Raw genomic sequence first — 26,314 nt, forward strand, 5'->3', positions numbered from 1 at the left:
CGCTCAGTCCTTCCCGAAGGTCTTGGCGCCGATGATCCGCTGCCCGATCAGGGTCGCGGTGGGGCGATAGGTGTTGTAGGCGAACTTCAGCGTGGCCTCGACGGCGGCACCGATGTCCTCGGCCTTGTCGGCGCGGTTCACCAGCGTGCCCATGGCCTCCAGCACGGTCTGGGTGGCCTGGCCCATCGGCACCTGGGCCGGGTTGAACTCGCCGTAGTCGCCGCGCATCGTCACCAGCATGGGCATGGGCGTGCGGTGCAGGGCACCCAGGCTCAGCATGTTGATGCAGTTGCCGACGCCGGAGGACTGCATCAGCAGCACGCCGCGCGCCCCGCCCAGCCAGCCGCCGAGCATCATCGCCACGCCCTCTTCCTCGGTGGTGAGCGTCACGACATCCATGTCGTTGTCGGCGATGCAGCGCTTGATGAGGCGGGAGTGCCCGGCATCGGGCACCAGCGCCACCTGGCGCACCTTGTACTGCTTCAGCAGCGAATAGATGGTTTCTGGCCAATCGGTGGCCGCACTTGCCGTCGTGCTCACCATTTCCCCCGGTCTTGCTTGTCCGGACAGCTTCGGGCCGCTGGCGTGGCTTGTCCAGACCATGCAGGATGCCGGCATGGCATTCGCGCACACATTGGGCGGCACGCGATACGTGTTCGACGACCTGCGCGCGCTGATGGCGCGTGCCACGCCGTTCCGGTCGGGCGATGCGCTGGCGGGTGTCGCGGCCGCCAGCGCGGCAGAACGCGTGGCAGCCCAGTATGCGCTGGCCGACCTGCCGCTGCGGCATTTCCTGCACGAGGCCGTGCTGCCCTATGAGGCCGATGACGTCACGCGGCTGATCCTGGACAGCCACGACACGGCGGCCTTCGCGCCCGTCGCGCACCTCACGGTCGGCGGCTTCCGCGACTGGCTGCTGGCCGAGGCCGATACCGCCGCCCTGACGGCCCTGGCGCCGGGCCTGACGCCCGAGATGGTGGCCGCCGTCTCCAAGATCATGCGCATCAGCGACCTGGTGCAGGTTTCGCAGAAATGCCGGGTCATCACGCGCTTCCGCAACACCATCGGCCTGCCGGGCCGGCTCTCCATCCGCCTGCAGCCCAACCACCCGACCGACGACGCGCGCGGGGTGGCCGCCAGCGTATTGGACGGGCTGATGATGGGCGCGGGTGACGCCGTGATCGGCGTGAACCCCGCCACCGACAATATCGAGACGGTGCAGCGCCTGCTGTCCATGCTGGACGAGGTGCGGGCGCGCTTCGACATCCCGACCCAATGCTGCGTGCTGTCCCACGTCACGACCACCCTGTTGGCCATGGAACGCGGCTCCCCGGTCGACCTGGTGTTCCAGTCGATCGGCGGCACGCAGGGGGTGAATGAGAGCTTCGGCGTCTCCCTCGCCCTGCTGGCCGAGGCGCATGACGCCGCCCGCGCCCAGAAGCGCGGCGAGAACGTGATGTATTTCGAAACCGGCCAGGGCAGCGCTCTGTCGGCCGATGCGCATCACGGGGTGGACCAGCAGACGATCGAGGCCCGCGCCTATGCCGTCGCCCGGCAATACGCGCCGCTGCTGGTCAACACGGTGGTGGGCTTCATCGGCCCCGAATACCTGTTCGACGGCAAGCAGATCCTGCGCGCCGGCATGGAGGACCATTTCTGCGGCAAGCTGCTCGGCCTGCCGATGGGGGTGGACGTTTGCTACACCAACCACGCCGAGGCCGATCAGGACGACATGGACACGCTGCTGACCTGCCTGGGGGTCGCGGGCGTGACCTACATCATGGGCATTCCGGGCGCGGATGACGTGATGCTGGCCTATCAGTCCACCTCCTTCCATGACGGGCTGTATGCGCGGGCGGCACTCGGCAAGCGCCCCGCGCCTGAGTTCGAGGCCTGGATGGAGCGCGTGGGGATCGGGGCCACGGAGGCGATCCCCGCCGCACTCTCGCCCGCGCTGATCGGGCTTTCCTGATGCTGCCGAGCAGCCTTCGCCGCTTCACCTCGGCCCGCGTCGGGCTGGGGCGCGTGGGCACGGCACAGCCCAGCGGCGCGCAGCTGGCCTTCAACGCGGCGCATGCGGCGGCGCGCGACGCGGTGTGGTCGCTGCTGGATACGCAGGCGCTGGTGGCGGCCCTTCCCGGCCCCGTGCTGCGCGTGCGCAGCCAGGCGCGCGACCGGCGCGAATACCTGCTGCGCCCGGATCTGGGCCGGAAACTCCACCCTGAGGACGCGGCGATGCTGGCAGGCCACGCGGCGCCCGGCAGCCTGGTGTTCCTGGTCGCGGATGGGCTGTGCGCGACCGGCGTGCAGGCGCATGCCCCGGCGCTGATCCGGGCCGTCGCGCCCTTGCTGGGGCTGCCGCTCGGCCCGGTGGTGGTGGCCGAACAGGCCCGCGTGGCGCTGGGCGATGCGGTGGGCGAGGCGCTGGGCGCGGCCGCCGTCGCGGTGCTGATCGGTGAGCGGCCGGGCCTGTCGGCCACGGATTCCCTCGGCTGCTACCTGACCTGGGCGCCGCGCATCGGCCGCACCGACGCGGAGCGCAACTGCATCAGCAACATCCGCCCCGAGGGCATGCCGCCCGCCGAGGCCGCGCCGAAACTGGCCTGGCTGGTGCGCGCCGCGATGGAATTGGGGGAAACCGGCGTCGCGCTGAAAGACGAATCGCCGAATGTGCCGTTAATCGCCCCATGATCCAGGTCACACGCCGCATCACGCTGGACGAGCGCGAGATCGAGGAGGATTTCCTCCGCGCCTCGGGCCCGGGCGGGCAGAACGTCAACAAGGTGGAAACCGCGGTGCAGCTGCGCTTTCCCCTGGGCACCAGCGCCAGCATCCCGGATGACGTGCGCCCGCGCGCCATCGCGCTCGCGGGCAGCCGCATGACCAAGGATGGCGTGCTGATCATCACCGCGCAGCGTTTCCGCACGCGGGAACGCAACCGGGAAGATGCTCTGGAGAGATTGCTGGAACTGCTGAGGGAAGCCGCGAAGCCGCCCCCGCCGAAGCGCCGGCCGACCAAACCCACCAAGGGCAGCCAGGAACGGCGACTTGCGAGCAAGGCCCGCGATTCCGCGACGAAAAAGCAGCGTCGCGCCCCTATGGACTAGCCCGATGGACTAGAAAAAAGCCCGGCCCCCGGTGGGGGCCGGCGGGCCGGGCTCCATCTCAGTTCGGGGCCACGCGGTCCACGGCGCGGTCCACGGCGCGACCGGCGCGCTCCACCGGGCCGCTCGGCGGGTCCACGGTGTCGCGCACGCGCTCACCGAAGGTACGGTTGTCCTGGTTGCAGGCCGTGAGGCCCGCCATGAGGATCATCGGAATAAGCGCCAGACGGATCGCGCGCATCGGTGTTTTCCCTGTTTCCCGCCCGGTCCATTCCGGGCTCGTGCAGAGAAAACACCGCTGTAACGAAAGGGTTGCGGCTTTTCGTTACAGACCCACCGAGACGGTGCGGCTGTTGCCGTTCTGCAGGTTCCGCAGCCGCGCCAGCGCCCAGAGCGGGAAGATCCGGCGATAGCCGTGATAGCGCAGGTAGAACACGCGCGGGAAACCCGTGCCCGTGTAGTCGTCCTCGTCCCACTCGCCCTCGGCGTTCTGGTGTTCCAGCAGCCAGCGGGCGCCACGCGCGACAGCGGCGCTGTCCACCTCGCCGGCGGCCATCAGCGCCAGCAGCGCCCAGGCGGTCTGGGAGGAAGTGCTGACGCCCGGCCGGCTCAGTTCATCAGGTCGGGTGCCGCCCTTGCCGGGATAGGTATCGCCATCCTCGCCCCAGCCGCCGTCGGCGTTCTGGCGGCCTTCCAGCCAGGCGACCGCGCGACGCATGGAGGGGTGCTGGTGCGAGACGCCGGCCGCGTTAAGCGCCGTCAGCGCCGACCAGGTGCCATAGACGTAGTTGACGCCCCAGCGGCCGTACCAGGCGCCGTCGGCCTCCTGCTCGGCCAGGACATAGTCCACGGCCTCACGCGCGGGCTTGGTGCCGTTTTCCTCCAGCTGCGCCAGCATCGCCAGGCAGCGGCCGGTCACGTCGACCGTCGGTGGGTCCAGCAGGGCGCCGTGATCGGCGAAGGGGATGTTGTTCAGGTAGTGGTAGTTGTTGTCGGCGTCGAAGGCGCCCCAGCCGCCACCCTTGGACTGCATGCCCACCACCCAGTTGCGGGCCCGCGTGACGGAGGCGTCCATCTGCTCGCCGATCGGGCCGTGCTCGCGGCGATAGCGGTCCATGGCCAGCGCCACCACGGCGGTGTCGTCCACATCCGGATAATGCGCATTGGCGTACTGGAAGGCCCAGCCGCCCGGCGCCAGATCCGGGCGCTGCCAGGCCCAGTCGCCCACCACATCGGTGATCTCGCGCTCCACCAGCCAGTCCAGCCCGCGCTTGACCGAGGAAGCGGCCTCCTCGCCGCCGACCTCCAGCAGGGCGTGGCTGGCCAGCGCCGTGTCCCAGATGGGGGACAGGCAGGGCTGCACATACACCTCGCCGTCCGTCCGCTCGCAGACCAGCTTCTCGATGGCGGCCCAGGCGGTGACGACGCGGGGGTCCGTGTCGGGGACGCCCAGGCAGTGGTACATCCAGATGGCATTGGCCATGGCGGGATAGATGGCGCCCAGACCGTCCTCGCCGTTCAGGCGCTCGGTCACGAAGCCCTCGCAGGCGGCCTCGGCGCGGGCGCGATGGGTGCGGGGAAACAGGCGCTGGGCACGCTGCAGCGCCCAGTCCAGGGCGCGGAACAGCGTGGCCCAGGGCTCCTGCTGATGGGCGCCGCCGGGCCATTCGCGCACTTCCTCGGGCGGCTGCACGAACAGTTCCCGCAGGTCGAAGCCGATCGGTTCCAGCGGCTTGGGGCGGCGGGCATTCACCACCGTCAGTGGCACCACGACGGTGCGTGCCCAATAGCTGATCTTGCCGATATGGAACGGGAACCAGCTGGGCAGCAGCATGATCTCGGGCGGGATCACGGGCACGGCGCGCCAGGGCACCATGCCGAACAGCGCCAGCGTGCCGCGGGTGAACACGTTGCTGCGGGCGGCCCCACCCTTGGCCAGGATGGCATCACGCGCGCGGACCATATGCGCCGCGTCCGGCGCGTCACCGATCAGGCGCAGCGCGAAATACGCCTTCACCGAGCAGGAGATATCCAGCGCGCCGTCATGGAACAGCGGCCAGCCGCCCTGGGCGGTGGGCGCCTCCTGTTCCTGCAGCCGGCGCAGATAGCGGCGGATCGCGGCCTCCCGCGCCTCGTCACGCTTGCCGAAGAAGCGTTGCAGCATGACGTATTCGGCGGGGATGGTGGCATCCGCCTCCAGCTCGAACACCCAATGCCCATCGGCATTCTGATGGCTCAGCAGTGCCTCACGCGCGTTGGCGATGGCGGTATCCAGAATCTTGCCGCGAGGCGCTTCCGCCACGGCCAGCTCATGCAGTCCCGACAAAACCCAAATCCCTTGAGAGAACGCCCTACAACGCCCTTCCTAGGCCCGCAGCAGGGTGTTTTGAAGCCAAAACGGGCGAGGTGGCCGGCGTTTCACGAACGCCCCGCGCTCATGAACGCCTTGGTGCTGCCTCACCCTTCCACATGCCGCCGCGCCCGCGATATTCGGCGATGGCGCTGTCCAGCGTGAAGACCATGTAGTAGGCCGCCACGACCGGCAGGCCAAGCCCTCGCCAGGCGGGCTGGCCGTAGCGGCGCAGGGTGGGCGCATAGGAATATGCCATGCCCAGCCAGGCGGTCACCGCCAGGATCTGCGTCCAGCCATGGCCGACGATGGTCAGCGCCGGCGGCGCCAGGAACACCAGCGTCAGCGCCGCCAGCATGCCCACCAGCAGGAACGGGTTGTAGCGCAGCTGCGCATAGGCGGTGCGCGCCACCATCTTGCGGATGGGCTCCACCGTCTCGCAGGCGCGCAGGGAATGCACGCGCTCGGTCAGGCCGAGCCAGGTGGGGCCCTGGCGCTTCATCACTCCCGCCAGGGTGCAGTCGTCGATCATCGCGCCGCGGATGCTCTCCAGCCCGCCCGCGCGCTCGAAGGCCTCGCGCTTCAGCAGCACGCAGCCCCCGGCGGCGGCGGCCGTGCGGGCGCGCGGATTATTGGCCCAGCGGAAGGGATACAGCATCTGGAAGAAATAGATGAAGGCCGGGATGAACCAGCGCTCGGCATTGCTCTCGCAGCGCAGCTTGGCCATCAGGCTGGTCAACACCAGCCCGCCGGCCTGTGCGCGCGCCACCAGGCAGCGCAGGCTGTCCGGCGCATGGGTGATGTCGGCGTCGGTGAACAGGATATAGGGGGTGGTGGGCCTGGCGGCGTTCAGCCCCTGTTGCAGGGCCCACAGCTTGCCGGTCCAGCCTTCCGCCCTGCCCTGCCCCTCGACCACCGTCAGGCGCTCGTCACCCGCCGCGCGGGCGATGTCGCCGGTGCCGTCGCTGGAACGGTCATCCACCACGAACAGGCGGATCCGCCCCGGATAATCCTGCGCCAGTACCGAACGCACGGTGGCGGCGATGCTGGGGGCCTCGTCGCGGGCGGGGATGATGACCGTCACATCCGGCCAATGCGCGGGGCCGGGCGGCACCGTGCTGTCATCGTCGCGCCCGGTCCAGAACCAGCCGCGCCCGAACAGCAGCACGAGCCAGGAGACCAGCGAGGCAGCGGCAACCCAGATCACCGCATGTCCTCCGCCTCGAACCAGGCCATCGCGTCCTCCACCGCCTGCTGCCAGGGGCGGGCCGCGAAGCCCAGCACGTCCCGCGCCTTGGCGGCGGAGAAGAACATGCGGGTCTCGGCCATGCGCAGCCCGTCCAGCGTCAGCATGGGCTCGGTGCCCGCCAGCCGGCCCCATTGCTCCGCCACCCAGGCCATGGGGTAGAGCGGCGCGCGCGGCAGGCGGAAGGGCGCGCGGCGGCCCTTCAGCGCGGCGATATGGCCCAGCAGCGCCGCCAGGGTCACGTCCTGGCCGCCCAGGATATGGCGTTCCCCGATCGCACCGCGTTCCAGCGCGGTGACGACACCGGCGGCACAGTCCTCGACATGGACGATGTTCAGCCCGGTCTCGACATAGGCCGGCATGCGGCCGCGCATCGCCTCCAGGATGATGCGCCCGGTAGGAGTGGGCCGGCGGTCGCGCGGGCCGATGGGCGTGGAGGGGTTCACGATGGTCGCCGGCAGCCCCTCCTCCAGCACCATGCGCTCGACCAGGCGCTCGGCCTCGGTCTTGCTGCGCTTGTAGGGGCCGATGGCTTCCTCGGGCCGGGCGGCATCGGCCTCGGTGGCCGGCACGCCGTCGCGGCGCGGCTTCAGCGTGGCGACGGAGGAGACATGGGCCACCCGCCGCACGCCCGCCCGCAGGGCGGCACGCATCAGGGCCTCGGTGCCCGCCACATTCACCGCGAACATCCGCGCGGGGTCCGGCACAAAGATGCGGTAGTCGGCGGCGCAATGCACCACCGCATCGCATCCCTGAAGCGCCTGCGAGAGGGAGCGATGGTCCGTCAGGTCACCAGGGGCGAAGGCGACGGGCACGCCCTCCAGCACCTTCTGGGGGGTTTCCGGCCGGGCCAGCACCACGACGCGGTGCCCCCGCGCCACCAGCGCGCGCGCCACGGAACAGCCCAGGAACCCGGTGCCCCCCGTCAGCAGCGTGGTAAAGCTTTCCTGCATGGCTGCCTTGTCGCGCGCCGAAGCAGTGCGGTCCACCCTCGATTCGCCACAATGCCATTGCTATATTTTTGTCCATGTTCACGCGACGCATCGCCCTTGCGGGCATCCCGTTCCTCGCATTCCCGGCACTGGCCGGCCCGGCGGCCGCTCAGCAGGGGCCGGCTGCGCTGATCGAGGGATTCCACACCACGTTGCTCGACATCATGCGCAACGCGCAGCGGCTGGGCGCGCGCGGGCGGTATGACCGCCTGGCGCCGGTGATGAGCCAGGTCTTCGACCTGAACGCCATGACCCGGATCGCGGTCGGCCCGTCCTGGACCAGCTTTTCCGCCGCCGACCAGCAGGCGCTGACCGAGGCATTCTCCCGCTGGTCAATCGCGACCTATGCCGCGCGCTTCGACGGCTTCGCCGGCGAGACCTTCACCACCCAGGGCACCCAGACCCTGCCGAACGGCGACCAGCTGGTGCGCACCACGCTGAACCGCACCGGCAACCAGGACCCCGTGATCCTGAGCTATCTGGTGCGCAACAGCCGTGTGGTCGATGTGTACCTGACCGGCACGATCAGCGAGCTGGCCAGCCGCCGCAGCGAATTCGCGGGCCTGATCCGGGACGGCGGCGCCGGCCGGCTGACCCAGGAACTGACCCGCCGCGCCAACGGCCTGCTGGGTTAAACCAGCCGCCGCAGCTCCGCTATCGCGCAGATGATGTGATACATGGAGCTGCTGCGCGCGGGCTCCTCGACGAAGCTGCCGTCGGGCAGCAGCCGGTCGTACAGGCTGCCGCGCGGCGGTTTTTCAAAGTACTTCGCCAGCCCCGCATAGGCGCGGGGGATTTCGGCCGTGCCTTCGGCCTCGCCCAGCTCATGCATCGCCACGGCGGCCTTCAGGCGCTCGGTCTGGGGCCACAGGCGGGCCTTGGCCGAATGCATCGTGCCGTCAATCAGCACCGAATCCACCGCCACGCCGCGCGTGGCGCAGATGCCGTGCGCCAGGCCGTGCCGCCAGATGCATTGCGCCAGGTCCGTGTGGTCGTCCCCGCCCACATCGCGCAGCCGGCACAGCAGCCAGGCCCATTCGAACTGATGGCCGGGCTCGGTGATCAGGCCGTCCTCGCCTGGGGCGGGGGACCAGTCCATCGCGAAATATTCGGGCAGGGCACCGGCTTCGAGGTCGAACAGCGTGTCCCGCGCGAAGGCGGCCCAGCGGTTGGCGCGGGCGACATCCTGCGCGGCACCGCCCGAGGCCCGGGCGATGGCCACCGTGGCCTCCAGAAGATGCATGTAGGGGTTCTGCCGGCGCGGCGGCTGCGGCAGCAGCTCACCCTCCCACAGGCCCGACGGCGGCCGGGACCACGCGCTCTCCAGCCATTCCAGCATCGCCCGCGCCTCGGCCAGCAGTTCCGGGCGGCCAAGCGGGCCCGAGCATTCGGCCAGCGCGAAAGCGGTGAAGGCCTGGTCGTAGAGGTCGCGGTCCGCCTTATCCACCCGGGCGTCGTCGGTCAGGCGATGGACGACGCCGCCGTCCGGATGGCGGCAGGGGCCGCGCAGCAGCGAGAGACCCGCCTCGGCATGCTCACGCCAGGGGCCGGTCCAGCCCAGCCGCCCCGCCTCGACGGCGGTATAAGCCATGCGCGCCTGCACGAAGCTGCGGCGCGGCCCGCGCAGGGGGGCGCCGCTATCGTCCAGCAGGTCCACAAAGCCGCCATGCTCAGGGTGGCGGCCGGCGGTGAACCACAGGGGCAGGGCATCATCGAACAGCCACTCCCGGGCGGCGGCCCAGGTGGCGGGGATACTGTCGGTCATCGACGGGCGATCGCGGCGTCCAGCGTGTTTTCCAGCAGGCAGGCGATGGTCATGGGACCGACGCCGCCCGGCACGGGGGTGATGGCGGCGGCACGTTCCGCGGCCTCGGCGAAGGCCACATCGCCCACCAGCCTGCCGTCGGGCAGCCGGTTGATGCCCACGTCGATCACCGTGGCACCGGGCTTGACCCAGTCGCCGCGCACCATCTCCGGCCGGCCGACGGCCGCCACCAGCACGTCGGCGCGGGCGCATTCGGCCGCGAGGTCACGGGTGCGGGAATGGGCGATGGTCACGGTGCAGTCGGCGGCCAGCAGCAGCTGCGCCATCGGCCGGCCCACGATCTGGCTGCGGCCCAGCACCACGGCGCGCGCCCCGCGTAGCTCCGTGCCCTTCAGCAGATGCATCACGCCGCGCGGCGTGCAGGGCACCAGCCCCGGCTGGCCGGAGGCCAGCTTGCCGGCGTTGACCGGATGGAAGCCGTCCACGTCCTTCTCGGGCGCCACGGCATTGATGGCCGCCTGGGTGTCGATGTGGCCGGGCAGCGGCAGCTGCACCAGGATGCCGTCCACCGCCGGGTCCGCGTTCAGCTCCGCGATCTGCGCCAGCAGGGCGGCCTGGGTCGTGTCCTCAGGCAGGTGGATGGTGCGGGAGGCGAAGCCCGCCTCCTTCGCCGCCTTGTCCTTGTTGCGGACATAGACGCCGCTGGCCGGGTCGTCGCCCACGCGCACCACCACCAGGCCCGGCGCGAAGGAAAGCCCCGCGATCCGCGCCTTCAGCCCGGCGCGCAGCTCTGCCGCGACGGCCTTGCCGTCGATGATCCGCGCGCTCATCAGAAATACAGCCCGTTGGTGATCATCTTGGTCTGGATCGCGGCCAGCAGGATGGTCAGCGCCTGGATCAGCAGCAGCACCACGATGGGCGAGATATCGATGTTGCCGAAATTCGGGATGCGGTTGCGCACCGGGCGCAGCAGCGGCTCGGTCAGGCGGTGAAAGAAATCCGCGATCGACCAGACCATGCGGTTGCGCGTGTCCAGGATGTTGAACGCGATCAGCAGCGAGATGATCGCCGCGATGATGATGGCCCAGGAGGCCAGCTGCAGCACGGCATGCAGCAGGAAGAACACGGCGTTGAGCAGCATCTGGCGGCGGGGCTCCTGTTGGCGGCGTGCGGAAACTAGGGATTGGGCGCCCCGCAAGCAAGCACAGACCCCCCGCTTGACTTCCCCCGCCGCCGAGGGCAAACAGCGCCCCACCTGGACGGGGCTGTAGCTCAGTTGGGAGAGCGCGTCGTTCGCAATGACGAGGCCAGCGGTTCGATCCCGCTCAGCTCCACCAGGTTCTCTCCCCTCTCCCGCTCATGAAAAAGCCGGCTTTCGCCGGCCTTTTTCCTTATTCCGCCGCGGCCTTCAGGGCGCCCGGGTTCAACTCGTAGCGGGTGAATTCGCGGTTCAGCGCGGGCAGCGGCGCGATCTCCATCAGCCCCTGGCCCGGCTTCATCAGAATCATCGCGACCGTGGCCGATAGATTCCCGCCCAGATTCATGCGCGGCGGGCGGCACACGCTCCAGGGGCTCTGCCAATCGTCGAAGAAGGCCTCGCGCATGTCGTCGATCGTGAGCTTGCCGATCTTCGCCTCCAGCGCGGCGCGCACGCGGGCGGCGCGATAGATGCTGTCAGGCGTGCCCATCAGGCCCATGTCCTTCAGCTTGCCCAGCGCCACCGGCGACAGCCAGTGGTTGGAATGCACCAGCAGGCCGCGCTCGGGTTCCAGCGGGAAGCTCTCGTCCGGCGCGCATTCCACGTCGATGCCGAAACCGGAGGCCTGGCTCAGCATCAGGTTGTTGGAGGCCGATTTCGGCGTGCAGTAGATGGCGCGGAAGGCCAGCGCGACCTGCTCCTGCTCCAGGATCTTTCGCCGGAGCAGGGAGAGCGGGATGCCCTCCTGCTTATAATCGCGGTCGCTCTCCAGATAGTTGGCCGTCACGGCCACGCCGGCGCCGTTCAGGCCGCAGCGGGCCAGGCCGCCGGCCTCCACGAAGGTCAGGATGTCCGGGCCGTCCTCACGGCGGATGCGCAGCACCACGCCGGTCTCGGCGCATTCGCTTTTCCAGTCCCAGTTCTGGCCATGGATCAGCTCACCATCGGCGCTCGCCTCGGGCATGATGATGGCGCCGGTGCAGCCATCGGGGTCGGCGGGCTGGGCGGCGCGCTTGGCCAGTTGCAGCACCTCGGTCCGGCAGTTCACCAGCACGATGTCGGCCAGGTCGACATCGGCGCCCGCGGCGATGCCGCGCATCTCGGCCACGTAATCGGCGTCGAAGGCCTCGATGCGGGGGATGAAGGCGCGGGCCATGCCGCGCACGCCTTCGGGCGTCAGCCCGTTGCCCTTCAGCTGCGCACCGTAATGGCCGAGCGACTTGTGCACCCGGTCCTTGGCCATCCGGCCGTACAGGCGCCCGCGCGCCTCAGGCGCGCCGCTGAGTTCGAGAAGGGGAAAGGGTTCGGCGGCGGCGCTGGTCATGGCAAACTCCTGGCTTCTGCTGCATTATGGTGGCACACAGAGCAATTCATGGCCAAGCCCTCGATTCACGACACACCCGCCCTGCACCGCAGCCTGGCGCGCGACATGCTGCGGCGCTGGCAAAGCCTGGGCGCGGCACCCGGCGCGCGGCTGTCGCGGCTGGCCCTGGCGAAGGAACTGGGCGTTTCCCGCACGCCGGTCGCCGGCGCCATGGCGCTGCTGGAGGCGCTGGGCGTGGTCGAAAGCGACGGCCGCCACCTGCTGCTGCGCGACCCGGGCTTCGACCCCGCAAGGCTGGGCGGCGAGGCCGAGGGGGACGCCATCGATGCCTTCATCATGCGCCTGGCCCGCGACCGCCGGATGGGAGAGCTGGAGGACGAGGTCTCCGAACGGCAGTTGCAGGCGCGCTATGAGCTGGGCCGCGCCGTGGTGGCCGATGCGCTGCGGCGCCTGTCGGAACTCGGGGCCGTGACGCGCAACAGGGGCCATGGCTGGCGCTTCGCGGCGGGCTATTCCTCGCCCGAGGACCGCGCGGCTTCCTATCGCTTCCGCCTGATGCTGGAACCCCCGGCCATGCTGGAGCCCGCCTTCGCGCTGCCGTCCGGCTGGGCGCGGATGATGCGTGAGAAGCATGAGGGCTTTCTCTCACGCCGATGGGGCGCCACCGACCCGGTCGCCTTCTTCGAGACCAACGCCGCCTTTCACGCCGGCCTGGCCGAGGCCTCCGGCAATCGTTTCGTGCTGCAGGCGATCGAGCAGCAGAACCAGTTGCGGCGCTTCTCCAATTACGACTGGCAGCGCGGCGAGGAACGGGTGCGGGTTTCCGCCAGCGAGCACATCGGCATCCTGGATGCGCTGGAGGCCGGCGACAGGGCCGAGGCGGCGGAGCGCATGTACCGCCACCTGGCCGGCACCGCGGCCCTGCCCTGGAACGGGCGGCGCCTCGCCACCTGAAGCCTATTGCACTTTGCGCAACTAAAGTGCAGCTTTCGCGTCATGCGCGAAGACCTGCTGCGCGGCCTGGCCGCGCCGAAGCCCGTTTGGCCCGATGGCGCCCGCTGCGTCGTCAGCGTCACCGTCCATATGGACGGCCCCGCCCTGGAAGTGGGCCGCAAGCAGGTGCCGCTCGGCATCCACAGCCGGGGGCGCTACTCCATCAAGCGCGGCATCCCGCGCCATCTGGACATCCTCGCCCGGCACGGCGTTCCCGCCACCTTCTTCATGTGCGGCTACGATGCCGAGATCGCACCCGGCCTGATGCGCGAGGTCCACGCCGCCGGCCATGAGATCGCGGCCCACGGCTATGTGCATGAGGGCTGGGACCTGGGCGATGCAGAGCCCGAGCTGCTGGAGCGTACCCACAACATCCTGTCGGATTGCGTGGGCGAGGCACCGGTGGGCTGGTGCTCGCCCTCGGGCCGGAAATCCGCCCTGACGCTGCCCACGCTGCGCCGCCTCGGCTACATCTACGACGCCTCCGAGAAGGACGACGACACCCCCTATCTCGCGACCGTGGGCGATACGGTCAGCGACCAGATGATCGTCCTGCCCAACAACACCGTCTCCCTGGACGACGTGCCGGCCTATCGCGAGGGCCAGGCGCTCGCCGCGGAGGTGCTGGAGAACTGGATCCAGGAGCTGCACGCCATCCATGCCGGCGCGGGCTACCTGCACCTGACCTATCACCCGCGTTCAGGCTTCGGTTCGGGCATTCCGGCCCGGGCCGCGGTGGTGGACGCCTTCCTGGCGGAAGCCCGGCGCCTGCCCGGCGTGCATTTCTGCACCTTGAAGGACCTCGCGCGGCATTGCCTCGCCCAACCGCAGGAGTGGGCCCGATGAGCCGCGTCCTCGCCGTCACCGTCAACGTCCACGGCCTGGGCCCCGAGGCGGCGGTGGAACCGCCCTCCGCGCTGTTCGGCCGCTTCGCCCATGGGAAATACGCCTATCACCGCGGCCTCGCCCGGCTGATGGACATATTCAAGGCGCTGGAGATCAAGGCGACCTTCTTCTGGCCGAGCTATGAGCTGGCCCAGGCCCCCGCACTGTTCGACCGCTGCGTGGCCGAAGGACACGAGATCGCGGCCCATGGCCGCGCCTTCGAGGACCACATGTCCCTCCCGCCCGCCGAGGAAAAGGCGCTGCTGGAGGAAATGCACGCCGCGCTGACGGCGCGCGCCGGCCGCGCGCCCGTAGGCTTCCGCGCGCCCACCGGCACGCTGTCGGCCGCGACCATCCCCACCCTCCAGCGCCTCGGCTACCGGTATGAGGCCAGCGCGGTGGATGACGACGCGCCCTATGACCTCACGCCAGACGGCGGGCCCGGCATGATGGCCCTGCCCTTCTCCGAGGGGCTCTGCGACGCCACGCATTTCCGCCGCCGACTGACCCAGTCCCGCGCCGAAGCCTTCCTGGTCGAGGAGCTGGACGCCCTGCTGCCCGCCGCCGGCTATGCCTGCCTGACCCTGCACCCGCGCGCCGACATCGGCCTGGCGCGGGAGGCCCGCCTGCCCGTGCTGCTGCGCCTGCTGGACCGCGCGCGGGATGTGCACGGCGCCCGTTTCGTCACCTGCGCCGAACTCGCCGCCCAAGGAGCCCCCGCATGAAGCGTCGCCTGCTGCTGTCCACCGGCCTTGCCCTGCCCGCCCTGGCGGCCGGCGCGCAATCCCTGCTGCCGGACCGTGCGATCCGTCTCGTCTGCCCCTGGGCGCCGGGCGGGACGACCGACACTTATCTGCGCGGCATCGCGCCCATCGTGGCGAAGCATCTGGGCCAGTCCATCGTGGTGGAGAACCGCGCCGGTGCCTCGGGCGCCGTGGCCATGGCCTGGCTGAAGGCCCAGCGCCCGGATGGGGCGGTGATCGCCGGCATCACCGATGCCTCGGTGCGCATCGCCATCACCCAGCCCGTGCAGTACGACCCGGTGAAGGACTTCACCTATATCGCCACCACCGGCACGCTGAACTTCGGCTGGGCCGTGCTGAACGACAGCCCGATCAAGGACATGGCGGATCTGGTGGCACGCGCGAAGGCGCGGCCCGAGACGGTCTCGGTCGCCGGCGGCGGCACCCCCGCCAACCCGCCCTTCGGCCTGCGTGTGCTGGAACACCGCACCGACAGCAAGTTCCTGTTCGTGCCCTTCGCGGGCGGCGGGCAGATGATCAACGCCGTGATGGCCCGTGACGTGGACCTCGTCTACGACGCGCTGGGCGCGCTGGCGGGCGTGATCGACGGCGGCACCTTCCGCTGCCTGGGCATCGCGGCCGAGAGCCGCTTCCCCCGCTGGCCCGGCGTGCCCACGGCACGCGAGCAGGGCTTCGATGTCGTCACCGACCTGCCCTGCGGCTTCATCGCGCCGCACGGCATGAACCCGGCCCTGACCGCGCTGTTCGAGGCCGCCTTCCTGAAGGCCGCCGAGGACCCGGAGCATCTGGTGCTGCTGAACCGGCTGAACCTCGGCCCCTTCACCCGCGGCACGGCGGCCTATACCCGCCATGTCGAGACGACCATGCGCGACCTGCCGGCGGTCTATCGCGCCGTCGGCATGCTGCCGGCCTGACGGATGGCGGCGGGGGGCGCGATCTCCCCGCCTGCCCTGCCTCAGAACAGCAGGCCCTTCTTCAGCATGCCGTGCACGCCCTTCTCGCCGTTCACGGTCTGCGTCACGTGGAAATCCACGGCCATGGAGCAGAAGCTGTAGGCCTGCTCCCGCGACAGGTTCGTGCGCGCGCAGATGAAGGCGATCATCTCCCGCAGGGCCTGCTTCATCGCCTGGTCCAGGTCCTCGTTCATGCCCATGCTGATGTAGTGCGTGGGCGTCTCGGCGCGCGGCACCTCCAGCTTCTGGCCCTTATGCAGGATGAAGGCGAAGCGCCCGTCCAGGCACATTTCCAGCGCGGTCACGCACACCTCGCCGTCGCCCTGGATGCCGTGGCCGTCACCCACCGAGAAATTCGCGCCGGGCACATGCACCGGCAGGAACAGGGTGCTGCCGGCCTGTAGTTCCTTGTTGTCCATGTTGCCGCCATGGATGCGCGGCTCCTTGGAGGCGATCACCCCGAAGCGCGGCGGGGGCGCCACGCCCATCACCCCGAAGAAGGGCGCGAGCGGCAGTTCCGTGCCCCAGGGCATGCGGCAGGTGCGGCGCGCCTGGTCCACCGGGATGTGCATCAGGTGGAAGTCGGGAAAATCCTCGGGCAGCGTGCCGGCCAGGGGCGCGATCATGTTGTAGCCCCAGTCGGCACCAGGCTCGATGCTGTCGATGCGGATCTCCAGCGTGTCGCCTGGCTCCGCGCCGTCGATCGCGATGGGCCCGGTCAGCAGATGCCCGCTCTTGAGCCCCGCATTCGCCTCGATGATCGCCGTCAGCTCGGGCGGGATGGTCAGCCCGCTGTCGGGCGGCGGCAGCACAGCGGCGCGGCCGGAGACGCATTGCACCGCCACCGTGTCGCCCGAGGCGATGTGCAGCACCGGGGGAAATTCCGCGCTGAACACGCCCGCGCGCACGGTCTGTGGTGAGGCTTTGAGGGTGTGGTGGGCCATGCTGCTCCTTCAGGGCGGACTCGCCGCCGGGCGGGGAAACTCCTATCACCACAGCAAAGCCAAGGGAGTTGAACATGTCCATCTTGCGTCGAAGCATCGGAGCCTTGCTGATGTGTGCCTGTTCCCTGCCTGCCTATGCCCAGAACCCGAATGCCGCCCCCGCCGCCCAGCGCCGGGACGAGTTCTTCTGGCTGGGTGAGATCAACAAGGCGAGCGCCGTCATCAACACCGAGGAAGGCCTGCTCGACCGCGCCGTCGCGCCGCGAATCGCGGCCGGGCTGCGCACGGTCCTCGACGCCGGCAACCGCCCCGGCGGCCCCCGCCCCAACCTGGTCATCACCTTCGAGCCGCTGCTGATCGAGGCCGCGGGCGTCGAGGCCACGCTGCTGCATGCCGGTCGTTCCAGCCAGGACATGCTGGCCACCGTCCGCGCCGCCATCCTGCGCGACGAGATGCTGCGCATCGCCACCTCCCTGCGGCGGGTCAACGCCACCATCCTGCGGCTGGCCGAGCAGCACGCCGCGACCGTGGTGCCCAACTACACCAACGGCGTTGCGGCCCAGCCCAACAGCTATGGCCATTACCTGCTGGGCCACCTGGCGGGGTTCGAGCGCGATGCGGAGCGCCTGCGCCAGGCCTTCGCGCGGCTGGATCACTCGCCCATGGGCACCACGGTGCTGAACGGCACCAGCTGGCCGCTGAACCGCGACCGCATGGCGCGCTACCTGGGTTTCCCCGCCACCGTCGACAACGCCTATGACGCCGCGCAGATCCTGTCGTCAGAGATCCCGGTCGAGATCGGCGCGCTGACCGGCAGCATGGCCCTGCACATAGGCGCCTTCATCGAGGACGTGATGACGCAGTATTCCCAGCCCCGGCCGTGGATCCTGCTGCGTGAGGGCGACGGCAACACCTATGTCTCCTCGGCCATGCCGCAGAAGCGCAACCCGGGCCTGCTGATCAACGTCCGCACGGAGGCATCGCGCGTGCTGTCGCTGGGCGTGGGCCGCTCCATCATGGCGCACAACATCACCCCCGGCATGAACGACCCCAAGGTGACCAGCGACAATGTCGCCATGACCTCGGCCGCCGTGCGGATGCTGGACGGCTTCGACCGGGTGCTGAACGCCATGGTCATCAGCCCCGAGCGCGCGCTGGAGGAGCTGAACCTCGACTGGACCGCATCGCAGGAGGTGGCGGATATCCTGATGCGCGACCATCGCCTGCCGTTCCGCGTCGGGCATCACTTCGCCTCCGGCATCGTGGATTATGCCCGCGCGCATGACATCCGCCCCAGCGACTTCCCCTATGCCGAGGCGCAGCGGATCTATGCCGAGACGGTGCGCCACGAAATGCACCAGGAAGGCAGCCTGCCGCTGAGCGAGGCCGAGTTCCGCGCCGCGCTGGACCCCGTGGCCATCGTGCGCAACCGCCGCACGGCGGGCGGGCCGCAGCCGGCCGAAATGGCCCGCATGATCGCGGCCACCGGCCAGGCCCTGGCAGCCCAGGAAGGCTGGATCAGGGAGCGTCGCGAACGCATCGACGGCGCGCTGGCCACGCTGAACGCGGATTTCGCGCGGCTGGGCAACTGAGGGCGCGCCCTCAGGCGCACACCACCACATGGTGTGCGCCATGCGGCAGCGGCACCCGCCCGGCGGGGACGAGCTGCTGCTGCGCGGTACGGAACACGGCCAAGGCGCCCTGGTCGCCATTGCCCTGAAACAGCGTCACCAGCAGGTGGCTGCCGGTGGCGTCGAAGGCGGCACCCGCCGGCAGCAGCCCCTCCAGCGGGGCTTCCTGCAGCTTGCGGCATTCGCCGCTCTCCGGGTCGAAGGCCAGCAGGCTGACCGAGGCCTCGGCCGTGCCCCGCACATGCACCATGGCCAGCAGGCGGCCGTCGCGGCTGACCGCCAGGCCGCGCGGGGCCATATCGGCGGGCACCTCCGCGATCCGCCGGTGCCGGCCATCCTCAGCCATCTGCATGACGCCCAGCACGCCCCGGCCCGGCCCCTCGGCCGTGACGTAGAACCGCCCACCCGGCACGAAACGACCGGTCAGCGGGCCGCCGCCCGTGGCCACCAGCCCGCCCCAGGGCGTCAGCGTGCCCCCGTCGAAGCGGAAGAAGCCCAGGCGCTTGCCGCCCGCGTCGGTCAGGGCCAGGGCCTTGGCGTCCGGCAACCACTGCACGCCGGTCAGCGTCACGCCGCCGCGCGGCCCTTCATCGGCCGCAGCAAAGCCCAGGGCGGCATGGCCATAGACGACCGCCTCGCCCGGTGGTCCGTCTCCCACCGGCAGAAGGGCCAGGGTGGCCTGCTCCGCGCCATTTCCCACGACGGCCAGCCAGGCGCCATCCGGGCTCGCCGCCACCGCCTCTGAGCCCGGCGGCACCGCGCGCGTCGCGACCAGGGCGCTGCTGGGCTCCGGGCGGATGGTGGTCAGCGTCCGGCCCGGAGCCAGCTCGGTGACCCGGGTCGCCTCCGGAGTCGCGCGCTCCAGCCGGTCCACCACATAGAGGGTCTGCCCGTCGGGCGACGCGGCCATGGTATCCGGCCCGGCGGTGGCTGAGTTGGAAACTTCGAGCGCGGCGCGGGTGAAGCCCTGGCCGCTGCGGGTGAACAGGGTCAGCAGGTCACGATGGGCGCCGAAAGGCGGCAGCACCCCATCGGTGAAGGTCGAGGCGAGGAAATCCCCATCCGAGATCGCCGCGATGCGAGAGGCGGAAACCGGCGCCAGCGCGTCGGCCTCCTGCGCACGGGATGGAATGGCGGGGGAAGCGAGCGCCGCACCGAGGAACACGGCCCCCCGGCGCGAGAGGGAAAAGGACTGAAAGCGCATCCCCCGCAGGTAGGGGCGCGTGCCCCCGATCCGAACCCATACTCACGAAGCCGTGATACTGGGTGCCCTACTCGATCCGCACGCCCAGCTGGCGCACGATCGCGCTCCAGGCCGGGCGTTCGCGCCGCTCCAGCTCGGTCAGGCCCTCGGGGGTGGTGGGCTCGGCCTTGGCGGCCTGGCCGCGCAGCACTTCCTGGAAGCCCGTGGACTGCATCGCCTCATGCGCGGCCTCGCGGAACTGCGCGACCACGGGCTGCGGCGTGCGGGCCGGCATGTACAGCGCCTGCCACAGGCCGATGTTCAGGTCGACGCCGAACTCCTTCACCGTCGGCACATTCGGCAGCAGCGCCAGGCGCTCGGCCTCCACCACCGCCAGGATGCGGGTCTGGCCGTCGCGGGCCATGGCCTCCGCACCGCCGCCGGGCACGGCCATCACATCCACCTGGGATGCCATCACGGCCTGCATGGCCGGCGCCTGGCCGGTGAAGGGCACATGCAGCAGCTCCATGCCGACATGGCGCGCCACGCGCTCGAAGGCCAGGTGAGAGGTGCTGCCCACGCCCCAGCTGCCGAAGGAAAGCCCGTTGGGATCGGCCTTGGCCGCCGCGATCAGCCCCGGCAGGTCACGGATCTGCGGCTTGGACGGCCCGACCACGATGGCGAAGGGAATGGTCGTGACCAGCGTGACCGGGGCGAAATCCTTCTCCGGGTCATAGGGCAGGTTGCGGTAGATGAACTGGTTGATGGCCTGGGTGTCCACATTGGCCAGGAAGGCCGTGTAGCCATCGGGCGCCGAGCGCGCGGCCACCGCCGCGCCGATGCCGCCACCCGCACCCGCGCGGTTCTCCACCACCACGGACTGCTTCAGGATGCCGGACATGGGGACCGAAAGCCCGCGCGCCAGGATGTCGTTCACCCCCCCGGCGTTATAGGGGGAGATGATGCGGATCGACCGCTCAGGCCAGGCGGCGAGGGCGGGCGTCGCCAGCAGCGTGCCGGCCCCGGCGGCGAGAAGGTGGCGCCTCGAAATGGTCATGCGCGTGCCTCGTTGTTGGGGCGATGGTCGCACCCGTTATGCCGGCCGCGCGCCGGCGTTTCCCTGAAAAGCCGCCCGGTTTTCCGGGTCGATGGCCATTGCTAGCCGCCCGGCCCCCATCGCGGGAATCCCGAAATCGCGCAGCGGGTGTTGCAGGAATTCGGGGTGCCGCCCCGCCCCTGCCCCCCCGCATGATGCGCCGACGCTTCAGGAGCCCCACATGTCCCTGCCCCATATCAAGGTCGCAGCCGCGCATCTCGCCCCCGTGTGGATGGATGCGGCCGCCACCGCCGCCAAGGCCTGCGATGCCGTGGCCGAGGCCGCGCGGGCAGGTGCCCAGCTGGTGATGTTCCCTGAAAGCTACATCCCGGGCTTCCCGGCCTGGACGGCGCTGGCCGCCCCCATCCTGACGCATGAGCATTTCGCCCGTTTCGCCGCGCAATCCATCCGCGCCGACGGGCCCGAGCTCGACAGCCTGCGCAAGGCCGCGCGGCGGCATGGCGTGCATGTCTCGGTGGGTTTCAGTGAGGCGACGGAGGCATCGCTCGGCTGCCTGTGGAACAGCAACATGCTGATCGGCCCCGACGGCACGGTGCTGAACCACCGCCGCAAGCTGGTGCCGACCTATTACGAGAAGCTGGTCTGGGCGCCCGGCGATGCCGAGGGCCTGCGCGTGACGCAGACCCCCATCGGCCGCATCGGCGCGCTGATCTGCGGCGAGAACACCAACCCGCTGGCCCGCTTCGCGCTGATGGCCGAGGGCGAGCAGCTGCACCTGGCTTCCTTCCCCCCCATCTGGCCCACCCGCATGCCGGGCGAAGCCGCCGCCTACGACATCGAGGAAGCCATCCGCATCCGCTGCGGCGCGCATTCCTTCGAGGCGAAATGCTTCACGCTGGTCGCTTCCTCCTACCTCGACGCACCGGCCGCCCGGGCGCTGGCCGCGCTTTCGCCCGAGGCCGCGCGGGTGATCGAGGGCACGCCCCGCGCCGTCAGCCTGGCCATCGGCCCCGATGGCCGGCAGATCGGCCAGAGCCAGCGCGACGAGGGGCTGCTGTTCGTCGAGATGAACCTGGCCGATTGCGTGGAGCCCAAGCAGTTCCACGATGTCGTCGGCTACTACAACCGCTTCGACATCTTCCGCCTGACGGTGGACCGCACGCCCCGCCCGCCGATCCGCTTCCAGGACCTGGCGCCGGAAGCCCCGCCGCCGCCCGAACAGGCCGCTTGACCGGCGCTGCGCGGTGTTGGACGGATCGCCCTGCGATGCGGGAGCAGACCGGACCATGCCGCGACAGCTCGACTGGAGCACCCTGCCCTTCTTCCTGGAACTGGCGCGCCAGGGCCGGCTGGCCCCTGCCGCGCGCCGCTTGCGCGTGGACCACACCACCGTCAGCCGCCGCGTGGCCGAGCTGGAGAAGTCGCTCGACCTCAAGCTGTTCGACCGCTCGGCCGAGGGGTTTTCACTGACCGAGGCCGGGCGTGGCCTGCTGCCGCATGCGGAGGCCATGGAAGCCCAGGCCCTGGCGATGACCGATGGCCGGGATGATGCCTCCGCGGGCGTGCAGGGCCGCGTGCGGGTCGCCAGCATGGAAGGCATCGCGGCCCAGTATCTCGCCCGCCGGCTGCCGCGCCTGGCCCGCCGCCATCCGGGGCTGATGGTCGAGATCGTGACCAGCCCCGCCCTGTATAACCTGACCAAGCGCGAGGCCGACATCAGCCTCTCCTTCGCGCCGGTGCGCGGGCCGAAGCTGACCATCCGGCAGGTGGGCGGCTTCGGGCTGTTCCTCTATGCCGCGCCCTCCTATCTGGCCGAGCACGGCACCCCGGAAACGCCGGCAGCGCTGGCCGAACACAGCTTCGTCGATTACGTCGAGGACCTGGTCCAGATCCCGGAGGTCCACTGGCTGCTGGACGCCGTGCCGGCGCCGCGCGTGGCGTTCCGGTCCTCCTCGATGTACGCGCAGGCCACGGCCGCGGCGAATGGCGCGGGGCTGGTGCTGCTGCCCTCCTTCGCCGGGGAATCCGACCCGCGGCTGGTGCCGGTGCTGAAGCCGCAGATCCGCGCTGAACGCCCGATCTACCTGGCGGTGCATGAGGATCTTGCCTGGGTGCCTCGCGTGCGGGAAACCGTGCGCTTCCTGGAGGAGACGCTGCGCGCGGACCGCGATTTCCTGATGGATGGCGCGCCCGAGAATTAGAGGCATATGCCCCTATTTGTCCGGAAATGAGGCGTCTGCGTCATTCCGGCCAGGCACGCCCCGCCCGATCATGGGGGCATGAGCGCCACCACCCTCTCGACCGACCTGCGCACCCGCCGCCTGCTCGAAGCACCCATCGTGCCGCTGCTGCTGCGCATGGCCTGGCCCAACATCCTCATCATGCTCGCCCAGGCCTCCACCGGGCTGATCGAGACCTGGTGGGTTTCCCATCTCGGCACCGACGCGCTGGCGGGCATGGCCCTGACCTTTCCGGCCGTGATGCTGATGACCATGATCTCCGGCGGGGCGATGGGGGGCGGCATCTCCGCCGCCGTCGCGCGCGCGCTGGGCGCCGGCAGGCGGGACGACGCCGATGCGCTGGTGCTGCATGCGGGCTTCATCAGCCTGGTGCTGGGGCTGTTCTTCTCCGCCCTGTTCCTGCTGTTCGGCGAGGATATCTATCGCGCCATGGGCGGCGAGGGCGAGGAACTGCGCGCCGCCATGGTCTACTCGAACACCGTGTTCAGCGGGGTCATCTTCGTCTGGCTGATGAACGGGCTGGCCAGCGTCATCCGCGGCACCGGCAACATGGCATTTCCGGCCACGGTCATCTGCGTGGGCGTGGTGTTCCTGGTGCCGCTGTCGCCGCTGCTGATCTTCGGCTGGGGGCCCATCCCGGCCATGGGCATCGCGGGCGGCGGCGTGGCGCTGATCCTGTTCTTCGTGGGCGGCACCATCGCCATGGCCTGGTACATCCTGTCCGGGCGCAATGTGGCGCGGTTCCGCTGGGTGCGGCTGCGCTGGGCGCCGCTGAAGGCCATCCTGCGCATCGGCGCCTTCTCGGCCATCACCTCGGTGCTGACCAACATCACGATCGGCGGCGCCACCGGGCTGGTGGCCATGACGGGCGGCGCGGGCGCCATCGCCGGCTTCGGCACCGGGGCCCGGCTGGAATACCTGCTGGTGCCGCTCAGCTTCGGCATCGGCGCGCCGCTGGTGGCCCTGGTCGGTACCAATATCGGCGCCGGGCAGCGCGACCGCGCGCTGCGCATCGCCCTGACCGGCGGGGGCATCGCCTTCCTCATCACCGAGACACTGGGCCTGGCCGCCGCCATCCGGCCCGAGCTGTGGCTGCGCCTGTTCAGCGATGAGCCCGCGATGCTGGCGGCCGGCGCGCAGTACCTGCGCATCGTGGGCCCGGCCTATGGCTTCTTCGGGCTGGGGCTGACGCTGTATTTCGCCTCGCAGGGGGCGGGCAAGCTGTTCTGGCCGCTGACGGCGGGGTTCATCCGCCTGGCCATCGCGCTGGGCGGCGGCTGGATCGCGATCCAGGCCACCGGCTCCATCGCGCTGCTCTACACCATGCTGGCCCTGGCGCTGGTGGTGTATGGCACCACCATCGCGGGGGCGGTGAAGTCCGGCGCCTGGTTCCGCTGAACTAGGCCACGAGCCCGCCGCTGACGTGCAGCAGCTGCCCGGTGACATAGGCCGCGCCGGGCGAGGCGAAATAGGCCACCGCCTGCGCCACGTCCTCCGGCGTGCCGATGCGGCCCATCGGGATCTTGGCGGCGATCGCCTTCCACTGTTCGGCCGTCATGGCGGTGTGGGTGCCAGGGTCCTTCTGGGTGAAGCCGGGGGCCACCGCATTCACCGTGGTGCCGGCCGGCGCCAGCTCGATGGCGACGGCGCGCAGCGTGGCCTCCAGCGCGCCCTTGGCGGCGGCGGTCGCCGGGAATGTCGTCACATCCGGCCGGAACACATGCGCCACGAAGGAGGATATGGCGATCAGCCGCCCGTTCTCGCTCGCAGCCAGCGCGGGCGCCGCCGCCTTGGCCAGCCGGATGAAGCCCCACAGGATGGTATCCAGGCTGCGGGTGATCACCTCATCCTCCAGCGCCATCAGCGGCGTGCGGTCCGCGAAGCCCGCATTGGCCACCACCACATCCAGCCCGCCGAAGGTCGCGACCGCCTGCTCCACCAGCCGCGCCGGCACGTCGGGCGCGCCGATGTCGCCCAGGGCGGTCACGGCCCGGCCGCCGCGTTCCTCAATGGCAGCGGCCGTGCGGGCCGCGCCTTCCTCGTTCTTGCGGGTATGCACCAGGAAGGCCGTGCCGGGCCCGGCCAGCGCGCGGCAGCACGCGGCCCCGATGCCGGAAGCAGCGCCGGTGACGAGAATGACGCGGGGGCGGTCTGACATGGGTTTCTCCGGATAAGCCTTTGCCCATGCTGCCCGGTCGCTTGCACACCGCAAGGGGGGCACCGTAGCTTTGCCGTATCGATTAGCCGGAGCTTACCCACGTGACGATTCCCGCCCTGCCCGAAGCCAGCCCCGAACTGCGCGACGAGATCCTCGCCTGGCTCGACGCCTTCGCGGCCTGCGTCCAGAAGGTGGACTACAAGAGCGCCTATCCCTTCTGGCACGAGCAGGCCCTGGCCTTCGGCACCCACAAGCGCGTGCTGGAAGGCCTGTGGGACTGGCGCGACCGCCAGTGGGACAGCGTGTGGCCCAAGACCTCGGGCTTCACCTTCATCCATGACCAGACCCGCGTGCTGGCCAGCCCGGACGGGCAGATGGCCGTCGCCATCACCCCGTGGGACAGCACCGGCTATAACCAGGACGGCACGCCCTTCGACCGGCCCGGCCGCGCCAGCATCATCCTGCTCAAGACCGGCGAGGGCTGGGTGGGTGTGCACAGCCACATGTCGCTGGAGCGCGGCGTGCCGCAGGAAAGCTACGGCAACCGCGAGGTGATCGCGCGCTGATGCGCCGGCGCGCCGTCATTTCCGCCGGGCTGCTGGCCGCACCCGGCATCGTGACGGCGCAATCCATGCGGCCCATCCGCATGATCGTGCCCTTCCCCCCGGGTGGGGCCACCGATGCGCTGTCCCGCATCGCCGCCCAGAAACTGCAGGAAAAGCTGGGCCAGACCGTGGTGGTCGAGAACCGCGCCGGCGGCAACGGCGTGGTGGGCGGCATGGCGCTGATCCAGTCGCAGCCGGATGGGCTGACCATCATGGCCTCCGCCTCCATCCATGCCGTGCTGCACCGGGTGCTGCGGAACATCCCCTTCGACCCGCTGAACGATTTCGCCCCAATCGCCCGCACCGCCAAGGGGCCGCTGCTGTTCGTGGTGGACCCGCGCAAGCCGCAGCGCACCGTGGCCGAGGTCGCGGCCGCCGCCCATGCCAATGCGCGGGACTGGACCTTCACCACCTCCTCCCTGGGCTCGGCCGGGCATCTGGCGGCCATCGCCTTCGGTCAGGCGGCGCGGGCGGACATCCTGATGGTGCCGCAGCGCAGTTCCTCGGCGGGGCTGACGGATGTGGCGGCGGGCAATGTCTCGCTGATGTTCGACCCCGTGCTGGCGCCGCTGCCCATGGTGCGCGGCGGGCAGTTGCGCGGCCTGGCCATCACGAATGAGCGCCGCATTCCGGCCGCGCCCGAGATCCCGACCATGGCCGAAGCCGGCATGCCGGATTTCGTCTTCCATTCCTGGTACGGCATCTGGGGCCCCAAGGGCATGCCGCCCGCCATCGTCACCCGGATGAACCGCGCGCTCGCCGAGGGCATGCGCGAGCCCGACGTGATGCAGCGCCTCGCGGCGCTCGCCTTCGAGCCGGTGGACGAGGACGCCGCGGCCTTCGATGCCGCCATCCGGCAGGAGGAAGCGCGCGGCACGCAACTGCTGGCACGCGTGAATTTCGAGGCGCAATAGGGGTTTCA

General features: G+C 70.3%; 27 protein-coding genes and 1 tRNA gene. 15 read left to right on the forward strand and 13 right to left on the reverse strand.

Annotated features, from left to right (window positions below):
• Nucleotides 1-3: 3 nt before the first annotated feature.
• Complete coding sequence (locus tag EOD42_RS01940; RefSeq protein WP_127785394.1) at nt 4-543, reverse strand: thiamine pyrophosphate-binding protein; 540 nt, start codon at nt 541-543, stop codon at nt 4-6.
• Nucleotides 544-616: 73 nt separating this feature from the next.
• On the opposite strand from EOD42_RS01940, the gene EOD42_RS01945 reads away from it, so the two are divergent.
• The 3 genes from EOD42_RS01945 to arfB are packed head-to-tail and all read left to right on the forward strand — an operon-like array spanning nt 617 to nt 3,107.
• A complete protein-coding gene (locus EOD42_RS01945) occupies nt 617-1,972 on the forward strand; it encodes an ethanolamine ammonia-lyase subunit EutB (protein ID WP_127785396.1) in 1,356 nt (451 codons plus the stop codon).
• On the forward strand, nt 1,972-2,691 hold the full coding sequence (gene eutC, locus EOD42_RS01950) for an ethanolamine ammonia-lyase subunit EutC (RefSeq protein ID WP_127785398.1): 720 nt from the start codon (nt 1,972-1,974) through the stop codon (nt 2,689-2,691). The genes EOD42_RS01945 and eutC overlap by 1 nt, the downstream gene beginning before the upstream one ends.
• Nucleotides 2,688-3,107 carry an alternative ribosome rescue aminoacyl-tRNA hydrolase ArfB gene (gene arfB, locus EOD42_RS01955; RefSeq protein ID WP_127785400.1) on the forward strand — a complete coding sequence of 140 codons (420 nt, stop codon included), beginning with the start codon at nt 2,688-2,690 and terminating at the stop codon, nt 3,105-3,107. Before eutC ends, arfB begins: the two co-directional genes overlap by 4 nt.
• Nucleotides 3,108-3,165: 58 nt before the next feature.
• Here arfB and EOD42_RS01960 read toward each other — a convergent pair whose 3' ends face one another.
• The 4 genes from EOD42_RS01960 to hpnA all read right to left on the reverse strand — a co-directional run bounded on the left by EOD42_RS01960 (nt 3,166) and on the right by hpnA (nt 7,689).
• Nucleotides 3,166-3,345: a hypothetical protein gene (locus EOD42_RS01960; protein ID WP_127785402.1), complete on the reverse strand. Its 180-nt coding sequence runs from the start codon at nt 3,343-3,345 to the stop codon at nt 3,166-3,168.
• 84 nt (nt 3,346-3,429) lie between these two features.
• Nucleotides 3,430-5,406: a squalene--hopene cyclase gene (shc, locus tag EOD42_RS01965; RefSeq protein WP_240654776.1), complete on the reverse strand. Its 1,977-nt coding sequence runs from the start codon at nt 5,404-5,406 to the stop codon at nt 3,430-3,432.
• A gap of 133 nt (nt 5,407-5,539) precedes the next feature.
• Entirely contained in the window at nt 5,540-6,661 is a 1,122-nt protein-coding gene (locus EOD42_RS01970) for a glycosyltransferase (RefSeq protein WP_206020216.1), read from the reverse strand.
• Nucleotides 6,658-7,689, reverse strand: coding sequence for a hopanoid-associated sugar epimerase (hpnA, locus tag EOD42_RS01975; protein WP_338069625.1), 1,032 nt, complete (start codon nt 7,687-7,689; stop codon nt 6,658-6,660). The genes EOD42_RS01970 and hpnA overlap by 4 nt, the downstream gene beginning before the upstream one ends.
• A 38-nt stretch (nt 7,690-7,727) precedes the next feature.
• Between hpnA and EOD42_RS01980 the strand changes: the two genes are divergently transcribed.
• On the forward strand, nt 7,728-8,327 hold the full coding sequence (locus EOD42_RS01980; protein ID WP_127785404.1) for an ABC transporter substrate-binding protein: 600 nt from the start codon (nt 7,728-7,730) through the stop codon (nt 8,325-8,327).
• Here the strand turns inward: EOD42_RS01980 and EOD42_RS01985 are convergent.
• Genes EOD42_RS01985 through EOD42_RS01995 form a run of 3 tightly spaced genes read right to left on the reverse strand, consistent with a single transcriptional unit; the run spans nt 8,324 to nt 10,598 of the window.
• Nucleotides 8,324-9,457, reverse strand: coding sequence for an AGE family epimerase/isomerase (locus EOD42_RS01985; RefSeq protein ID WP_127785406.1), 1,134 nt, complete (start codon nt 9,455-9,457; stop codon nt 8,324-8,326). The genes EOD42_RS01980 and EOD42_RS01985 overlap by 4 nt on opposite strands.
• On the reverse strand, nt 9,454-10,287 hold the full coding sequence (gene folD / locus EOD42_RS01990) for a bifunctional methylenetetrahydrofolate dehydrogenase/methenyltetrahydrofolate cyclohydrolase FolD (RefSeq protein ID WP_127785408.1): 834 nt from the start codon (nt 10,285-10,287) through the stop codon (nt 9,454-9,456). The genes EOD42_RS01985 and folD overlap by 4 nt, the downstream gene beginning before the upstream one ends.
• Nucleotides 10,287-10,598 (reverse strand): YggT family protein, encoded by a 312-nt coding sequence (locus EOD42_RS01995; protein WP_127785410.1) that lies wholly within the window; start codon nt 10,596-10,598, stop codon nt 10,287-10,289. The genes folD and EOD42_RS01995 overlap by 1 nt, the downstream gene beginning before the upstream one ends.
• Before the next feature lie 120 nt (nt 10,599-10,718).
• Between EOD42_RS01995 and EOD42_RS02000 the strand changes: the two genes are divergently transcribed.
• Nucleotides 10,719-10,794 (forward strand) — tRNA-Ala (locus EOD42_RS02000).
• Nucleotides 10,795-10,848: 54 nt separating this feature from the next.
• Here the strand turns inward: EOD42_RS02000 and EOD42_RS02005 are convergent.
• Nucleotides 10,849-11,979, reverse strand: coding sequence for a C45 family autoproteolytic acyltransferase/hydolase (locus tag EOD42_RS02005; protein ID WP_127785412.1), 1,131 nt, complete (start codon nt 11,977-11,979; stop codon nt 10,849-10,851).
• A gap of 48 nt (nt 11,980-12,027) precedes the next feature.
• Between EOD42_RS02005 and EOD42_RS02010 the strand changes: the two genes are divergently transcribed.
• From EOD42_RS02010 to EOD42_RS02025, 4 genes are read left to right on the forward strand one after another with little or no spacing between them, the layout of a single operon-like run.
• The gene (locus EOD42_RS02010; protein ID WP_164867741.1) at nt 12,028-12,933 is read left to right on the forward strand and encodes a GntR family transcriptional regulator; all 906 of its coding nucleotides are present in this window, start codon (nt 12,028-12,030) and stop codon (nt 12,931-12,933) included.
• Between the two features lie 42 nt (nt 12,934-12,975).
• Entirely contained in the window at nt 12,976-13,818 is an 843-nt protein-coding gene (locus EOD42_RS02015; protein WP_127785416.1) for a polysaccharide deacetylase family protein, read from the forward strand.
• A complete protein-coding gene (locus tag EOD42_RS02020; protein WP_127785418.1) occupies nt 13,815-14,582 on the forward strand; it encodes a polysaccharide deacetylase family protein in 768 nt (255 codons plus the stop codon). The genes EOD42_RS02015 and EOD42_RS02020 overlap by 4 nt, the downstream gene beginning before the upstream one ends.
• Nucleotides 14,579-15,535, forward strand: a complete 957-nt coding sequence (locus tag EOD42_RS02025) for a tripartite tricarboxylate transporter substrate binding protein (protein WP_127785420.1) — start codon at nt 14,579-14,581, stop codon at nt 15,533-15,535. The genes EOD42_RS02020 and EOD42_RS02025 overlap by 4 nt, the downstream gene beginning before the upstream one ends.
• A 41-nt stretch (nt 15,536-15,576) precedes the next feature.
• On the opposite strand, the gene EOD42_RS02030 is transcribed toward EOD42_RS02025, so the two are convergent.
• Nucleotides 15,577-16,518 (reverse strand): acetamidase/formamidase family protein, encoded by a 942-nt coding sequence (locus tag EOD42_RS02030; RefSeq protein WP_127785422.1) that lies wholly within the window; start codon nt 16,516-16,518, stop codon nt 15,577-15,579.
• A gap of 110 nt (nt 16,519-16,628) precedes the next feature.
• Here EOD42_RS02030 and EOD42_RS02035 point away from each other — a divergent pair, with 110 nt between their 5' ends.
• The gene (locus EOD42_RS02035) at nt 16,629-18,110 is read left to right on the forward strand and encodes a lyase family protein (protein WP_240654779.1); all 1,482 of its coding nucleotides are present in this window, start codon (nt 16,629-16,631) and stop codon (nt 18,108-18,110) included.
• A gap of 10 nt (nt 18,111-18,120) precedes the next feature.
• On the opposite strand, the gene EOD42_RS02040 is transcribed toward EOD42_RS02035, so the two are convergent.
• Both EOD42_RS02040 and EOD42_RS02045 read right to left on the reverse strand, forming a co-directional pair.
• Complete coding sequence (locus EOD42_RS02040) at nt 18,121-19,353, reverse strand: lactonase family protein (RefSeq protein ID WP_127785427.1); 1,233 nt, start codon at nt 19,351-19,353, stop codon at nt 18,121-18,123.
• A gap of 67 nt (nt 19,354-19,420) precedes the next feature.
• Nucleotides 19,421-20,389 (reverse strand): Bug family tripartite tricarboxylate transporter substrate binding protein, encoded by a 969-nt coding sequence (locus EOD42_RS02045; RefSeq protein WP_127785429.1) that lies wholly within the window; start codon nt 20,387-20,389, stop codon nt 19,421-19,423.
• 220 nt (nt 20,390-20,609) lie between these two features.
• Between EOD42_RS02045 and EOD42_RS02050 the strand changes: the two genes are divergently transcribed.
• The 3 genes from EOD42_RS02050 to EOD42_RS02060 all read left to right on the forward strand — a co-directional run bounded on the left by EOD42_RS02050 (nt 20,610) and on the right by EOD42_RS02060 (nt 24,027).
• A complete protein-coding gene (locus EOD42_RS02050) occupies nt 20,610-21,620 on the forward strand; it encodes a carbon-nitrogen hydrolase family protein (protein ID WP_127785431.1) in 1,011 nt (336 codons plus the stop codon).
• 55 nt (nt 21,621-21,675) lie between these two features.
• Nucleotides 21,676-22,590: a LysR family transcriptional regulator gene (locus tag EOD42_RS02055; protein ID WP_127785433.1), complete on the forward strand. Its 915-nt coding sequence runs from the start codon at nt 21,676-21,678 to the stop codon at nt 22,588-22,590.
• Between the two features lie 78 nt (nt 22,591-22,668).
• Nucleotides 22,669-24,027, forward strand: coding sequence for an MATE family efflux transporter (locus EOD42_RS02060; RefSeq protein WP_127785435.1), 1,359 nt, complete (start codon nt 22,669-22,671; stop codon nt 24,025-24,027).
• 1 nt (nt 24,028) lies between these two features.
• On the opposite strand, the gene EOD42_RS02065 is transcribed toward EOD42_RS02060, so the two are convergent.
• Nucleotides 24,029-24,787: an SDR family NAD(P)-dependent oxidoreductase gene (locus EOD42_RS02065; protein ID WP_127785437.1), complete on the reverse strand. Its 759-nt coding sequence runs from the start codon at nt 24,785-24,787 to the stop codon at nt 24,029-24,031.
• A gap of 101 nt (nt 24,788-24,888) precedes the next feature.
• Here EOD42_RS02065 and EOD42_RS02070 point away from each other — a divergent pair, with 101 nt between their 5' ends.
• Entirely contained in the window at nt 24,889-25,353 is a 465-nt protein-coding gene (locus tag EOD42_RS02070; RefSeq protein WP_206020217.1) for a YybH family protein, read from the forward strand.
• Nucleotides 25,353-26,306, forward strand: a complete 954-nt coding sequence (locus EOD42_RS02075; protein ID WP_127785439.1) for a Bug family tripartite tricarboxylate transporter substrate binding protein — start codon at nt 25,353-25,355, stop codon at nt 26,304-26,306. Before EOD42_RS02070 ends, EOD42_RS02075 begins: the two co-directional genes overlap by 1 nt.
• Nucleotides 26,307-26,314: the final 8 nt, after the last annotated feature.

This window comes from Rhodovarius crocodyli, assembly GCF_004005855.1.
Classification (GTDB): Bacteria; Pseudomonadota; Alphaproteobacteria; order Acetobacterales; family Acetobacteraceae; genus Rhodovarius; species Rhodovarius crocodyli.

Excerpts from the sequence above, each read along its gene's own strand:
- EOD42_RS02005 (WP_127785412.1), bottom strand. The coding sequence starts at position 11,979 with ATGACCAGCGCCGCCGCCGAACCCTTTCCCCTTCTCGAACTCAGCGGC.
- EOD42_RS02040 (WP_127785427.1), bottom strand. The coding sequence starts at position 19,353 with ATGCGCTTTCAGTCCTTTTCCCTCTCGCGCCGGGGGGCCGTGTTCCTC.
- EOD42_RS02015 (WP_127785416.1), top strand. The coding sequence starts at position 12,976 with ATGCGCGAAGACCTGCTGCGCGGCCTGGCCGCGCCGAAGCCCGTTTGG.
- EOD42_RS02055 (WP_127785433.1), top strand. The coding sequence starts at position 21,676 with ATGCCGCGACAGCTCGACTGGAGCACCCTGCCCTTCTTCCTGGAACTG.
- arfB (WP_127785400.1), top strand. The coding sequence starts at position 2,688 with ATGATCCAGGTCACACGCCGCATCACGCTGGACGAGCGCGAGATCGAG.
- EOD42_RS02065 (WP_127785437.1), bottom strand. The coding sequence starts at position 24,787 with ATGTCAGACCGCCCCCGCGTCATTCTCGTCACCGGCGCTGCTTCCGGC.
- EOD42_RS02030 (WP_127785422.1), bottom strand. The coding sequence starts at position 16,518 with ATGGCCCACCACACCCTCAAAGCCTCACCACAGACCGTGCGCGCGGGC.
- EOD42_RS02075 (WP_127785439.1), top strand. The coding sequence starts at position 25,353 with ATGCGCCGGCGCGCCGTCATTTCCGCCGGGCTGCTGGCCGCACCCGGC.
- EOD42_RS02045 (WP_127785429.1), bottom strand. The coding sequence starts at position 20,389 with ATGACCATTTCGAGGCGCCACCTTCTCGCCGCCGGGGCCGGCACGCTG.
- EOD42_RS01980 (WP_127785404.1), top strand. The coding sequence starts at position 7,728 with ATGTTCACGCGACGCATCGCCCTTGCGGGCATCCCGTTCCTCGCATTC.
- EOD42_RS02060 (WP_127785435.1), top strand. The coding sequence starts at position 22,669 with ATGAGCGCCACCACCCTCTCGACCGACCTGCGCACCCGCCGCCTGCTC.
- EOD42_RS02025 (WP_127785420.1), top strand. The coding sequence starts at position 14,579 with ATGAAGCGTCGCCTGCTGCTGTCCACCGGCCTTGCCCTGCCCGCCCTG.
- EOD42_RS01995 (WP_127785410.1), bottom strand. The coding sequence starts at position 10,598 with ATGCTGCTCAACGCCGTGTTCTTCCTGCTGCATGCCGTGCTGCAGCTG.
- eutC (WP_127785398.1), top strand. The coding sequence starts at position 1,972 with ATGCTGCCGAGCAGCCTTCGCCGCTTCACCTCGGCCCGCGTCGGGCTG.
- EOD42_RS02035 (WP_240654779.1), top strand. The coding sequence starts at position 16,629 with ATGTGTGCCTGTTCCCTGCCTGCCTATGCCCAGAACCCGAATGCCGCC.
- EOD42_RS02050 (WP_127785431.1), top strand. The coding sequence starts at position 20,610 with ATGTCCCTGCCCCATATCAAGGTCGCAGCCGCGCATCTCGCCCCCGTG.
- EOD42_RS01945 (WP_127785396.1), top strand. The coding sequence starts at position 617 with ATGGCATTCGCGCACACATTGGGCGGCACGCGATACGTGTTCGACGAC.
- folD (WP_127785408.1), bottom strand. The coding sequence starts at position 10,287 with ATGAGCGCGCGGATCATCGACGGCAAGGCCGTCGCGGCAGAGCTGCGC.
- EOD42_RS01985 (WP_127785406.1), bottom strand. The coding sequence starts at position 9,457 with ATGACCGACAGTATCCCCGCCACCTGGGCCGCCGCCCGGGAGTGGCTG.
- EOD42_RS02020 (WP_127785418.1), top strand. The coding sequence starts at position 13,815 with ATGAGCCGCGTCCTCGCCGTCACCGTCAACGTCCACGGCCTGGGCCCC.
- EOD42_RS02010 (WP_164867741.1), top strand. The coding sequence starts at position 12,028 with ATGGCCAAGCCCTCGATTCACGACACACCCGCCCTGCACCGCAGCCTG.
- EOD42_RS01960 (WP_127785402.1), bottom strand. The coding sequence starts at position 3,345 with ATGCGCGCGATCCGTCTGGCGCTTATTCCGATGATCCTCATGGCGGGC.
- EOD42_RS01940 (WP_127785394.1), bottom strand. The coding sequence starts at position 543 with ATGGTGAGCACGACGGCAAGTGCGGCCACCGATTGGCCAGAAACCATC.